The organism is Loigolactobacillus binensis (genome assembly GCF_005405165.1).
Classification (GTDB): domain Bacteria; phylum Bacillota; class Bacilli; order Lactobacillales; family Lactobacillaceae; genus Loigolactobacillus; species Loigolactobacillus binensis.
Map to the genome: position 1 here is coordinate 12,800 of NZ_BJDN01000009.1, position 13,053 is coordinate 25,852.

At 42.5% G+C, this 13,053-nt stretch carries 10 protein-coding genes; 4 read left to right on the top strand and 6 right to left on the bottom strand.

Going from position 1 to position 13,053, the window contains the following annotated elements; translation table 11 throughout:
- From FFM78_RS05730 to FFM78_RS05740, 3 genes are all read left to right on the top strand, one after another.
- The coding region (locus FFM78_RS05730; RefSeq protein ID WP_137637488.1) for an LPXTG cell wall anchor domain-containing protein at window positions 1-1,284 on the top strand (1,284 nt) is incomplete at its 5' end.
- Window positions 1,285-1,732: 448 nt separating this feature from the next.
- Window positions 1,733-2,740, top strand: a complete 1,008-nt coding sequence (locus FFM78_RS05735) for a glycosyltransferase family 2 protein (RefSeq protein WP_137637489.1) — start codon at window positions 1,733-1,735, stop codon at window positions 2,738-2,740.
- Window positions 2,741-2,742: 2 nt separating this feature from the next.
- Window positions 2,743-3,726 (top strand): glycosyltransferase family 2 protein, encoded by a 984-nt coding sequence (locus FFM78_RS05740; protein WP_137637490.1) that lies wholly within the window; start codon window positions 2,743-2,745, stop codon window positions 3,724-3,726.
- Window positions 3,727-3,894: 168 nt separating this feature from the next.
- On the opposite strand, the gene FFM78_RS05745 is transcribed toward FFM78_RS05740, so the two are convergent.
- From FFM78_RS05745 to FFM78_RS05760, 4 genes are all read right to left on the bottom strand, one after another.
- The gene (locus FFM78_RS05745; RefSeq protein ID WP_137637491.1) at window positions 3,895-5,631 is read right to left on the bottom strand and encodes a CotH kinase family protein; all 1,737 of its coding nucleotides are present in this window, start codon (window positions 5,629-5,631) and stop codon (window positions 3,895-3,897) included.
- Between the two features lie 245 nt (window positions 5,632-5,876).
- Window positions 5,877-6,677, bottom strand: coding sequence for a fumarylacetoacetate hydrolase family protein (locus FFM78_RS05750; RefSeq protein WP_137637549.1), 801 nt, complete (start codon window positions 6,675-6,677; stop codon window positions 5,877-5,879).
- A gap of 123 nt (window positions 6,678-6,800) precedes the next feature.
- Window positions 6,801-7,862, bottom strand: coding sequence for a hypothetical protein (locus tag FFM78_RS05755; protein WP_137637492.1), 1,062 nt, complete (start codon window positions 7,860-7,862; stop codon window positions 6,801-6,803).
- On the bottom strand, window positions 7,855-8,730 hold the full coding sequence (locus tag FFM78_RS05760) for a hypothetical protein (RefSeq protein WP_137637493.1): 876 nt from the start codon (window positions 8,728-8,730) through the stop codon (window positions 7,855-7,857). Before FFM78_RS05760 ends, FFM78_RS05755 begins: the two co-directional genes overlap by 8 nt.
- Window positions 8,731-8,914: 184 nt before the next feature.
- On the opposite strand from FFM78_RS05760, the gene FFM78_RS05765 reads away from it, so the two are divergent.
- Window positions 8,915-9,928 (top strand): hypothetical protein, encoded by a 1,014-nt coding sequence (locus FFM78_RS05765; protein WP_137637494.1) that lies wholly within the window; start codon window positions 8,915-8,917, stop codon window positions 9,926-9,928.
- 388 nt (window positions 9,929-10,316) lie between these two features.
- On the opposite strand, the gene FFM78_RS05770 is transcribed toward FFM78_RS05765, so the two are convergent.
- Together FFM78_RS05770 and FFM78_RS05775 are read right to left on the bottom strand one after the other, a co-directional pair.
- Window positions 10,317-11,177 (bottom strand): aldo/keto reductase, encoded by an 861-nt coding sequence (locus FFM78_RS05770; protein WP_137637495.1) that lies wholly within the window; start codon window positions 11,175-11,177, stop codon window positions 10,317-10,319.
- A 265-nt stretch (window positions 11,178-11,442) separates the two neighbouring features.
- Window positions 11,443-12,795 carry an FAD-dependent oxidoreductase gene (locus FFM78_RS05775; protein WP_137637496.1) on the bottom strand — a complete coding sequence of 451 codons (1,353 nt, stop codon included), beginning with the start codon at window positions 12,793-12,795 and terminating at the stop codon, window positions 11,443-11,445.
- Window positions 12,796-13,053: the final 258 nt, after the last annotated feature.

The following is a 13,053-nucleotide window of genomic DNA, read 5'->3' on the forward strand; positions in this document are numbered from 1 at the left end:
GGCACAACAGTTACCCCAGGTGGTAATGTCAATACGCCAGGTGGCTCAACGGTTACGCCAGGTGGCACCACAACAACGCCAGGTGGTACAACCACGACACCAGGTCAGAATACGACGACCCCAGGTGGCACACAAACTACACCAGGTGGGACAACGATCACTTCTGGTGGTACGATCACGACACCAGGCGGTACAGAAGTCGGCCCAGGCGCTGGAACTGGTGAAGAAACTGGCCAGCCAACGCAGCCAGTACAAACACCAGGTGGTACTCTAATCACCCCAGGTGGTACGACGACAACGCCAGGTGGCACAGTAACCACACCAGGTCAAAATACGACGACCCCAGGTGGTACGACAACCACACCGGGTGGTACAACAATTACGCCAGGTGGTACTGAAAAGACCCCAGGTGGTACAACAGTTACCCCAGGTGGTAATGTCAATACGCCAGGTGGCTCAACGGTTACGCCAGGTGGCACCACAACAACGCCAGGTGGTACAACCACGACACCAGGTCAGAATACGACGACCCCAGGTGGTACGCAAACTACACCGGGTGGGACAACGATCACTTCTGGTGGTACGATCACAACGCCAGGTGGTACAGAAGTTGGCCCGAATGCTGGTGGCAATAACACAACCACACCGGGTGGTAATGTCACTACGCCAGGCGGTACGACCACAACGCCAGGTGGCACCACTGTTGGTTCGAATAATGGTGGTAACACAACAACGACGCCAGGTGGTACAGTAGTTGCGCCGAATAATGTTGCGAAACCAGGTAATGTTACTGCTACAACTGCTCCAAACGGGCAAGTTACGATCACTGGTACTGGTACTCCAGGAGCAACGATTATTATTCGCGATAGCGATGGCAATGAAATTGCTAGCGGTGTTGTCGATGGTAACGGGCACTTCAGTATTGGTTTACCAGTTGGCAGTGTTACACCAGGTGAAGTTCTTGATGTTACGCAAGTAATTGATGGTAAATCAAGTGCTAGTGTTCCTGTAACTGTACCGGGTCTTGGTTCAGGTGCAAATAACAGTGGTAACAGTGCGCAAGGTAATGTTACAGGTGTTGGTTCACAGAATGCTGGTAACGTTAACTTGAATAACAATGCCGTTAATTTGAATAGTGCTTCTCAAAAGGCACAGGACAATAATGGACAGGGTAAATTACCACAAACTTCTGAAGCGCAGAATAACCTTTCTGAATTAGGTTTATTGGGTGTATTATTATCACTCTTTGGTTTAGCTGGTTTGAGAAAGCGTAAGGAAGATTAAAAGTAACTGTAACCAAACGTTAGATTAAACTAAAGGGCCTCACACCAAAGATAATTGATGTGGGGCCTTTTGGCGGTTTCAAATTTTTAGCTGGGTCGGTTACTGTTAGTGACTGAAGTTCAATAATGGCTATGCTTAGATTTCATCTCCGAGAAGATTTTAGACGTGCTTTAAGATTATGGGCTAATAGCTGTGAAAATTGGCGGATCAACTTAGTTGCTTCAATTAATTATAAAATAGGCGGAACAACCGTTAATTTATATTAATTAGCAGTAGCATATTTTTCAAACTGGTGTAATTAATGGGCCATGAATACTATAATTAATGATAAATGAAAGCGATTGTGGTACATGAAAATAGGTGAAGAATATGTCGACTGTTATTAAGTCAGAGATAAGTTGAATAAAGCAGCCGCTAATACAATAATAAATAAAGGAGTTGTAATTTTATGAAAACAGTTTCTATTATTATTCCGTTCCATAGTGAGCCAGTCTATACAGTTTTCAATGTATTGGCTTCGATCAATAACCAAGTTGGGATTGACTTTGAAAAGGTCGAAGTCGTTTTAGTGAATGATGGCGGTCCTGAGCTGCCAAATGGCAAAGATACTTTTAGATTACTAAAAAATTTAGACATTATTTACCTTCGTTTGCGTGAAGGCCATGGCCCAGGACCTGCTCGGCAAATGGGAATGAATCATGCAAAAGGCCAATACTTTATGTTTATGGATGCCGACGATCAATTTCATATTGATGGCGCATTATTGGACTTCTTCAATCTTACTGATCAGAATGATTATGATTTAATTGCGGGTAAATACATGGAGCAAGCAAAAGATATCAATACTGGCGATCTATACTATGTTTTTCATAATAATAATGAAAACTATTCTATTTTCTCTAAGTGGTTTAATCGTAACTTGATCGAGCACTACCATATTCGCTGGGCCAATGATCTAAGAGTGTTTGAAGATACTTATTTTGTTGGGCTCGCCTACGAATTTGCAGTAAATATTAAGTATATTGATGCTATTGGTTATACTTGGCTTTATAATAATCGCTCGACTGGTCGCAGTACGGAGAAGCCTGGTGTTTCTTTTGATGATCAATTGCATGTTTGGAGTAGGAGCCGGCGTTATTTCCTTGAAGCAGTTCAAAAGTATCATCCTGAGCGGGTCGAAGATTTATTTGTGAATTATGTTGCGGATATTTTCTATCGTCAGAAGAAATTCGAGCCTGTCGATCCGGCGGAGTTTACAAAGGAGAATCAGCGCTTACTGCGTGAGTTTAGTTCTTATTGGCTGCCGGCAAGAAGTAAAATTATGCAAACAATTATAGATTATAATAATAAAGGGACCATCTATGCTGATTTAAGCAATAAGGATGCGGTTAAATTCTTATTTGAAACAGAACAGTCTGCTTTAAGTGATCAGATTTATACACAGGAGGGAAAATAATAATGGCGACAAAGAATATGACCCAACCAACAGTATCAATTATTATTCCCTTCTATAATGAAGATGAATACCAACTTAGTATTGCTTTGTCATCAATTAATTATCAGATCGGGATCAATTTTAATGAAGTGGAAGTTATTTTAGTTGGCGATGGTGGTAAGCAACTTGAAAATTTAGATGATTTTGCTGTATTTAATAATCTTAACATTCACTACAAATATTTCACAAACAGCGGTGGTGCTGGGGTTGCTAGACAGCGCGGTATGGGCATGGCTAGTGGTCGTTATTACATGTTCGTTGATGCTGACGACGAGTTTTATTATGATGGGGCTTTGTTGGAGTTCTTTAATGCGGTTAAAGATGGCGATCATGAAGTGGTTGTTGCTAAGTATATTGAACAAGGTCGTCATGCTGATGGTAGTTATTTCTATTTGCATAATGAACCTATTTGGAGTGCTGCGTACGCTAAATGGTTTAATCGCGATTATGTTGCGCGAATGGATTTACATTGGCTAGATGACGTTCGAATATTTGAAGATGTTTATTTTTGTTCGATGGCGATCGAATTGGCCAGTGACGTTGTTTGGTTGAATTCGTTTGTGTATAGCTGGTTGTATAACGAAAAATCTACAGTCAGAGATCCGGCCCTGAAATTTAATATTCAGTTGGATCAATGGGCCAAAATGAATAAGTACTATTTACGCAAAATCAAAGAACGGGCGCCGCAAAAATTGGCCTTTGATTTTGGGAATTCTGTCGCAACCTTATTCTATTGGCAAAAACAGAATCCCGGGTACGATGCTGCGGCATTAGATCACGAACAGCAATTAATGTTAAAAGAAAACGCGGATTTATGGGATTCAACTCAAGGCATTATGCAACAGCAGTTACAAGCATTGCATAAGCCTGGTTCTCAATATGAAAATTATGATATTTCGGATTTCCGTGATTATTTAGCGCACTACGAAGCACTTCTGAAAAACTAAGTTAAAAATACGCTACGGTTAAGCGTATTTTAAAACGACATAGCTTGAATAGGTAATTCATTATGGTTTGATTCCATTTCACGTGGGAATCAAACCTTTTTTTGTAGACAAGTTGAAATTCAAGCACAAAAAAACCTTATAGTTATTAACTATAAGGTTAATTCAAAGCTACTTAAAATCTATTTTAAACCCTTGTAAAATATTATCATGAAATGCCTTACCGATAATATGATCACATTTAGGCAACTGCTGGTGAACAAAGTTAGTAACGTTTTGCAGACTGCTAGTTGATCCAGTTGGACTGTGCCAAATATTCTGATCAACTGCAAAGTTTGCTTCACCAATTTTGGCCATAGTTTGCCGGTAAACCGCGATGATATGCGCTTCACTGAGAATTGATTGCCGTAATTCCTGCCAGCGGGCTTTGACTTCTCCGGGGAAGCAAGCAAAAATGCGTTTAAACAATGGTGACTGGATATTACCGAACACTGGATGCGGATTTGAAAGCAGCTTACCATCGGCATCAATATCAAAACTAATGTCTAGATCAATCAAGGAAAATAGCCAATGCATGCCGTCATAAGTGAAGACGGTTGTGTTATGGGCAACATTATCAAAAGCGTCAAGTGCACCAACAAATAAAATATAGTCAATTAAATTAAGTGGATCGAAGTATTCTTTAGCATTTTCATAGAATTCTTGATCACTGGTTGAATTGATGAAGGTCATCAAACGATTTGTCTGCGCAAATAGTTTTTTACTGGCGGCGGTTTGCGCGGACATCACACCAAAGTCGGAATTGTTTAGTCTAGCAGTTGGATTAGCAAAAGCCAGATCCTTATCATTGGTGTAACCATCTAATGCTAACAAGAGAATTTCAGCTTCATTGTGCGGATCAAGTTTGATGCTGGCAGCATCAAAATAGCTGGAAAGGCTATAAATACCGTGATTTACGCCGTTGAAAAAGACGTTGATGGGTTGAGTTTGAATAGTGCCTAACATTTCCTGATCTTTGATCGTCGTTGAGTAATACGGCTCAGTTTTTAGAATTTCGCGCCATAACGAATAGCCAGTTCCGTTTCGTGAATGAGTTTGGTCAGTGTAATCACCACGGAGGGAAAATTTATTTCTAGGTTGCCAAGTCCCAAACTGAATTGGTTTTGGCGTGGTTTGCTCAAAGTCATTGTAAAGTTCAAATTCAAAATTCTGCCGCTTGAAATCCTTGGTATAATTTCCCTGAACGGAAAATTTGATCTGTGCCCGTTCGCTATCACCGTTTGGCCGTCGAATCAAAGCATTAGCGGTTTTAGATTTTGCCTTCGTTTGCAATGCAGTGTCGCTGCCGATGAACAGGGTCGTTAGCGGGGTACCAGTTCCGGTTATGGCCGCGGAATCGATCCAAAAGCTTGATCCGTTAGTGAAAAACTGACTGAAGCTGCGTTGATCACTGCGAATGGCGGTGGCTGTGACTAGAATGGATTGCCCAGCTAAGCGATCTTTATTAATGTAGCCAAGTGGGATATGATTTCGACTTTTGGTTTGTGGAATTTCTTTAAAATAGGGATAATCGAGTTTACCAACGGTGAGACTTGCTAATTGATTGGTGAGGGTTGTTTTAGCATCAAGCAGCGGTGGAATAATACCATCTTTAGGCATCCAAACATCAATATTTTTCCACTCAAATTCAACAAAGACCATGCCGGTATTTAAGTGGGCTTCTCGTTTAACTTGAATCGAAACGCCGTGTAGTGGCCTAGCATCATGGTTACCCATTACACTACCATGGTTATATGGCCACATCATCCCTTTATAAAGCCCGTCAAATCGAGCAGTCTGATCAATAGTCGCTGTGTAGTTTATTTCCACCATATTCTTTACGTAGACATCGAAGTCAATATCTGCCATAAAATCACCCCAACTCTTATAATATAAGTTAATTTTACCATTATTTAGCTTATTAATGATGAAAGTGCTTAATATTTTAAACCTTGCGCAAGGCTAAATTTTAGCCGCAATTGTAATATTTATAGCGTGAATAGCGCCAATATAATAATCATAGCGTGCGCACATTGCTTAGTGACTTAGTGTTGATCGGAATAAGAAATCGTAATTGCCGCTAATTGGTTACTTATTTTTCAGAATACTATCTTTTATTTCATGGTTAAATTTAATGCGCCTAAACCAGTGATGCTGGCACGCAGATGATCGCCGGGTTTTAAATAAAGCGGGGGCTGGTGACCAACACCGGTGCCACTAGGTGTACCAGTGAAAATTAAATTACCAGGTTGCAACTCAACGATACTGGATAAGTAACTGATCAATTCTGGAGTGGTGAAAATAAGCTGGCTTAATGGGGCCTGCTGCATGATCTGACCGTTGACTTCTGTTGTGATCACCGCCTGTTTTAAAGAACTAAATTCATCAGGGGTGGTCAGCCACGGACCGATTGGCGCGTAGCCGGCAAAGGATTTGCCTAACGAAAATTGTGGCGGAGTATTGGCAAATTGAACTTCACGATCAGATAGATCTTCGCCGATCAAGTAGCCAGCAATATAGTCATTTGCGGCTACTACAGGAATATTGCGGCCGGCTTTACCGATGACAACGACTAATTCCGTTTCCCAATCTGTTTGCGGACCATGCATGGTAACCGTTGTTTCGGGAGCAGTTAAGGCGCTACTAAATTTCGTAAAAACGCTGGGTACTTTTGGCAGTGCCAGGTGAATCTCTTCTGAGTGATCCCGAAAGTTCATCCCGATGGCGAAGATTTGGTTAGTATCTGGAATTGGTGCGGTTAATTGGGCAGCGGTAAAAGATTGGCGCTTACCTAGCTGCCAGTTAGCCGGAGTTGCCTGTAAGGCAGCGAGAATAGTTGCTTGATTCAAAATTAAACGGCCACTGGTGGAGCTTTCAATTAAAAAGGGTTGTTGTTGACGCAGCGCAATTTTCATAAATTTAACTTCTTTCATAACGTGATCACGAATGGGGATAAATGCCAACTGTTTTGCGAATTGCTATCCAAAAGTAAAATGAGGCCGCGACATACACATGTATGCCACCACCCCATTGACGTTTTAAACGTTAGTTGCTGTTTTTAGTGTTTCTTCTAACCATTCACCAAAGAATGGGTAAGTTTTGCTGAGTTCATAAATTTGTGTATCGGTGTCAGGATAATGGAGCGTTAACGTTTCATCTTGCGAATTAACGGTTAAGCCTAATTCTTTTTGGTTCGGCAATTCTAATTGATAGCTGCCAACTTGAGCACCCGTCCGCATTAAAATATTATTGCCAGAAGCCGTAACAAATAAGTTGTCTAAGCAAGGTAAAGTATCAATAGCCACTGCTTCAACAGTCAGTGTCAGTGTTTGATTAGTTAATTCTGGTAGATGCTGGGCTTCCCAACTAAAGGTGCCACCGGCTGAAACCTGGGGCTTACCAACGGTAGTCACATCATTGTCAGTTTCGTCACTAACTTTGAAGCTGCGCACATCATAGTGCCCAATTTCCACATTGATTTTAACTGGAACGGCCACATTGTTGCTGACCTTCAGCGTCGCCGTAAAGGTCTTTGCATCAGGAAACTTCACGCCAAAGTGGAGCCCCGCAACTGGTTGTAGCACGGTTTCCTTTGGTGAAAGAAAATGCAACTTAGCGGCGTACAGTAATTTGATCAGTTGTAGCAATGCCGGAAACATTTTTTCTGTGAGTAAATACTGCGGCTTGGTGGCAGTGAAATCCGCTAAAACTGGTAATTCGTGCGCCGTCAAATGGGCCTGCATGTTTAAGGCCTGATCGATCGATAACAATAAGTGATTGGTGCCGGCTTCGTCAGCGTAGTTAATGTTAACTGCAGTGCCGTGATCTTGCTGGACGACTTGCAACCAGAGATGGTCCAATAAGGGAGAATCACCAATAACGGGATCATCGTTGAATGCTTCCCAAAGTTTATCCATAAACAAGCGGGTGTAACTGGCACCAAATTCATAAACCGCAGCACTATTGTGGGCCCAGTGCGCTTTATCGGTAAATAATTGCCGCTTTTGCTGGTACAAATGAGCGAGGCTGGTACGAGCTGCAGCGATATCGGCTGGCGCTTCGATGACATCACGTAATTGTGGTTGTTTGAAATTAAGCATTGTCGTCGTCATCCTCTCTTTGCGCCGCTAATTGAGGACCAGCCGCTAAGCTAGCCATATAACTATCCGCAATATGCTGTAGTGAATTTTCAAATTGTTTCAATGAACTATATTGTCCAATGATCGCCTGATACTCGTAATTAGTTACGGCGGCTTCAACTTGAAGTTGCCGTTTTTCTTCATCATAGCGGGCTTGGGCTTCGGCCCGTGCGGTATTGAGATGTGATTGTAGGCTGGCTACCTCACTAGTATCACTGGTACTTTGCGGCACGCTTTCGTTAGTTTCCGGCTGGTCAATGAAGTTTTTCATTAGCCCTTTAAAGCCACCACCAGTGCGTTCACGGCTGCTACGGGTTGCGGCATCGGGTTCTGCCGCCACAGCAGCCTGGGCCTTTTCCAATTGGCTTTGCAAGTGATCAGCGTCCGCGAAGACGTCGTCGTGCAAACTGGCTAGGCGCTTTTTGAGATAATTTTTGGGATCCTTGGCGTAGGTTTCTAAGTCGGGTAAGATCTGGCGTTCAGTCTCCGAATACTGCATGATCTGCCGGGTCCAAACGTCGAGCACCCCAAACTGCCGCCGGTGATACCAGTCACCGAACATCACGATGCCATCGGCACTGACCTCAAAAAACGGGATGTAAGTTTGTAACCATTCCACAAGTCCCTTTTGTAAGTAGGCGCGTAATTCGGCCTGAGCTTGTTTATCATAAGCTAAGATGTAACCTGGTACTTCGGAGAGGTCAAGCCTTAATGCATCGGCGGTTGCATCAATTCCACGGTAGAGATCAAGATCAGAATGATCTTGCCAAGCTGCCGCAAAATTGGTAAAGAACCGTTTTTGATAGTCCAAAGATTTTTCAATATCCACGGAAAATTCCCCCCTGCGATTTATTTTTACTCTTGCTTCTATTCTACAGCTTTTAGGGCTTACTTGAAAAGTATTATAAAATTTAAAAATTTGTTAGGCTTTGCACATGATCCATGATAAAATAACGGTGAGCATCATGTAAGCGCCAACAAAAAATAACTTTAATATAAGGAGCTGACGTTTTATGAACGGGTTAGGGCAAAAAATGGTCACTGTTGCTGCAGTTGCGTTGATGGGAAGTCCAGTTGCACTTTTGGCTAATGCACAACACACAAAGGCCGCCAGTAGTGATCCGGTGGTCTTACGACAACTAGATACGGCACCACATGGTAAGCAAGCTTTTGCTGTGACAACGGTTGCTTTACAAGGTAACAAGATCGTCGCCGCACATATTGATGAGTTTCAGTTTATGAAAAAAAGTACAACTGGGATAACACCAGTACCTAACAGTAATGCTGCTTTTGGCAAGGCCGTCACAGGCAAACAAGTTTTGATCTCAAAGAATAATAACGATAAGGTGTACAGTAAATTAATGAAGGATGAGGCTAAGGCAACTAAAACACGTTCGGCCTCAATGACAGCAATTGAAAATTATACGGTAGGAAAAACGGTCAAACAACTTAAGGCCAGTTTAGCTGCCAATAAGAAGTTACAAAATAAAGTCATCTCGGGGGCGACTCTGGCCGATACGAATAATTATGTTAAGTCCGTTGTCAATACAGCGACCAAAGGTTATGTGACTAAAGGAATCAGCGTTGCCAGCGATAAAATTGAATTGAAACAAATCGAGGCCGCACCCCATGGTGATAAATCCTTTGCGGTAACAACGGTTGCAATGAGTGGAACTAAAATTGCAGCAGCTACGATCGATGAATTCCAATTTGTGGCCAAAAAAGATTTCAAAGGTGTCCCTAATAGTAATCAAGATTTCGGTAAATATTATCCTAAAGGCAAAGTTCTAGCCTCGAAACAAGCCAATGACGCCGCCTACAGTAAAATGATGAAGGACGAGGCTGGCGCAACACAGACACGGAGCAGGTCAGTGGATGCCATTACTAATTACACCACTGGTAAAACAGCAACGGATCTGAAAAATCAGTTGAACGCTCATGATAAAATGACTGACGTTGTGTCGGGCGCAACTTTGGAAGATACCAATGGTTATATTCAATCAATTATTGATGCTGCTAATAGCTAAGTATCAATAAAAAGCCACAATCTAGCTGAGTGATTCTTTCTGCAGGCTATTAGGTACGTGTGGGCAACGGGTGCGACTTGAACCTACCAATTTCCGGCTTAGTCCAATCGCCAGCGGGAAGCACATTTTGGTTGGCGAATAAGGTTAGTCAGTGTAGTTGTACGATCAGCCAGCTTCGGTGGTTTGCAATTCAAATTATTTCTAAACAAAATGCCAGTAAAAGCGATCAAAGCTGCTTTTACTGGCATTTTTTCGGACAACGTAGGTTAATGCCGTGATCGTTGCCGCCGGCATGATTAAATTTTGCTGTGCTACCGGTTCTGTTTCACGCTAACCGGCTATCAGGAAAACCAACTAAATCAGAGCATAAGCTCATTATTGATAATGCTTACCAAGTAATGGTATCTGGGTTCATCGCCACGCCAGCGACACCGTGTAATTTATCAATGGCGGTCATGTCGGCGCCACTTAATTCAAAGTCAAATAATTTAGTATTTTCGTTGATACGTTCGGCATGAACTGACTTAGGTAGGGGCAAGAAGCCATGTTGCAATGACCAACGTAAAACAACTTGCGCCACGGTTTTATGGTATTTGTCGGCGATCGTCTTTAATTCGGGAACGGCAAAAATTTTACCTGTCCCTAAAGGACTGTACGCTTCAGATAGAATGTTGTGGTCGTTGTTATAAGCGACAACTTCGCTTTGTAGGTCACTAGGATTTAAGAAGATCTGGTTAACTTGTGGGACCACTTTAGCGGTTTTAAGTAGCGCCTCTAAATGTTTAGGCCGAAAATTAGAAACACCGATTGCCCGCAATTTACCCGCAGCTTGGGCCTCTTCCATTGCCCGCCATGAACCAGCGTTCGCTTCGATCCATTCGTCACGAAAAGCAATGGGATTTGGCCAGTGAATCAAGTAGAGATCTAAGTAGTCTAAACCTAAATTATTTAAGGAAGTGTCAATGGCTTTTTTGGTGTTATTATAGCCGTGATCATCACCAGTCAGCTTAGAAGTTACCCATAGCTCTTCACGTTTCACGCCGCTTTCCCGGATCCCAGCGCCAACGCTGGTTTCATTGCCATAAGCAAATGCAGTGTCGATATGCCGGTAACCGGCGGCAATGGCGGCTTTAACTGACGCTTTAGCAACGTCGCCATCAGGGGTTTGCCACGTGCCAAAACCAACGATCGGAATCTTTGTACCATTGTTTAAAGTGAATGTATCGGTTAATTTAGTTAATTGAACCAAAATAATCCCTCCGTTTCTATTTCTACTATAGCAATAATCACTCTAAAAAAGTAATCATTTGTTGTGAAAATGACTTGTAAGTTAAAAATTAGCTGAGCTATAAACGTTTAGCCTTAGCGTGTATTGGGAAAAGTAAGAGGCCGGGACAAAAGTCCTAGCCTCTTACTAGTTTTGAACATTATGCCTAAAGTACGTCAAAAGTTTGGAATTATGGGTCGAATTTACGTTACGCAGTAAAACCCAAAATCAATTTTTGGTCTTTAGATCAGTTTGCGCGTTGTGCTTTTTGGGCAGCAACGTTGATGATGTTCCATGGCCGGTCGAAACCAGGTTGGAAGAAGAAGTCAGCGTAAGCTAAATCATCAATGGTCATTTTGCCTTGAATGGCTAAAGAAATGGCGTTGATATTAGCGGTAACGTTAGCTTTGGACATGATCTGTGCACCAAGGACACGGCCGTCCTTTGGATCGTAAGTTAATTTGAAGAAGACTTTAGTGTTGCCAGCACTTTCAGGAACAAATGGCGGCCGGTAAGTATCCGTTACAAACACGGATTTAGTGTCAACACCATAAGCCTTGGCGGTGCCTTCCTTGATCCCAGTAGAAGCAAACTTATAATCAAAAACGGATAAGGCGGATGAGCCAGAAACAGCAGGCACTGGATACTTCGCATCAACTAAGTTTTTAGCGGCATAGCGACCTTGGCGCCGTGCATTAGTTGCTAAAGCGATCCGCGCTGGACCACCAGTTGGGGCGAAGCGAACCAACGTGGCATCACCAACAGCGAAGATATCTGGTTGGCTAGTCCGCAAATACTCGTCGATCTTGATCAACCCTTTTTGGTCTAATTCAAGCGTGTCTTTGAGCCAAGCAGTGTTAGGTTTGATCCCGGCGGCTTCAACAACTAGATCGGCTGGGTAAGTGGCTTGGTCAGTAACTACTTGCGTGACCTTACCGTCCTGACCGTCAAAGCGCTGAACAGCTTGTCCGACAGCTGGATAAATATCGTGATCGGTCATTTCTTTAGTCAATGTATCAGTAAATTCAGCATCGAGGTACAAACTTAATAGCCGTGGCAATAAATCGATCACAGTGACGTGTTTACCGGCCTTAGCAAAAACCTCGGCGGCTTCGATGCCAATATAGCCTGAACCGATGACGACGACGTTTTTAACGTCAGGGTCAACGGTTTTAGCCTTGAGTTTGATCGCCCAATCCCGGCCCCGCATTGCATAGACATTATCTAAATCTTTACCGGGAACTGGAATTGCAGCTGGAACTGCACCGGCACTAAGAATTAATTTATCGTATTTCTCTTCCCGTTCAGTCTCATTATTATGATTTTGAACATGGACGGTGTGAGCTTTTGGATCAATTGAAGTGATTTCTTCCTTAGTGTAAACAGCAACGCCTTGCGCACGCATCTTTTCAGGAGTAGCGTAACGGACGGAATTAACGTCTTTAACGACACCTTCAAGGTAAAGTTGCATGCCACAGGAAAGGAAGGATAAGAAATCGCCTTTTTCATACCACTGGATTTCGGCGTCAGGATCATTTGCCAAAATTTCACGTACGGCTTCATAGCCACCATGTGACGAACCAACAACGATTACTTTCATAAATAAATCAACCCCCTACGAAATATTGTGTAGCGAAAACAATTTCGACTACGCTTTCATTATAAGTCATTCATTCCTAAATTGAAACCACTTCTTAATAAGAATGATTATAAATTTTACACAATATATCTAACAACTTACCTGCTGTAGCGGGCCTAAAGATCGATTTACGAAAATAAAAAAATTTAAATTATTTCGGTTGACGCGCTCAAAGTTGAAGGTATTTATTTTCAAAGCGGGCCTCTTTTACTGGAATAT

Coding starts and splice junctions, on each gene's coding strand:
- FFM78_RS05735 (WP_137637489.1), top strand. CDS start 1,733: ATGAAAACAGTTTCTATTATTATTCCGTTCCATAGTGAGCCAGTCTAT.
- FFM78_RS05740 (WP_137637490.1), top strand. CDS start 2,743: ATGGCGACAAAGAATATGACCCAACCAACAGTATCAATTATTATTCCC.
- FFM78_RS05745 (WP_137637491.1), bottom strand. CDS start 5,631: ATGGCAGATATTGACTTCGATGTCTACGTAAAGAATATGGTGGAAATA.
- FFM78_RS05750 (WP_137637549.1), bottom strand. CDS start 6,677: ATGAAAATTGCGCTGCGTCAACAACAACCCTTTTTAATTGAAAGCTCC.
- FFM78_RS05755 (WP_137637492.1), bottom strand. CDS start 7,862: ATGCTTAATTTCAAACAACCACAATTACGTGATGTCATCGAAGCGCCA.
- FFM78_RS05765 (WP_137637494.1), top strand. CDS start 8,915: ATGAACGGGTTAGGGCAAAAAATGGTCACTGTTGCTGCAGTTGCGTTG.
- FFM78_RS05775 (WP_137637496.1), bottom strand. CDS start 12,795: ATGAAAGTAATCGTTGTTGGTTCGTCACATGGTGGCTATGAAGCCGTA.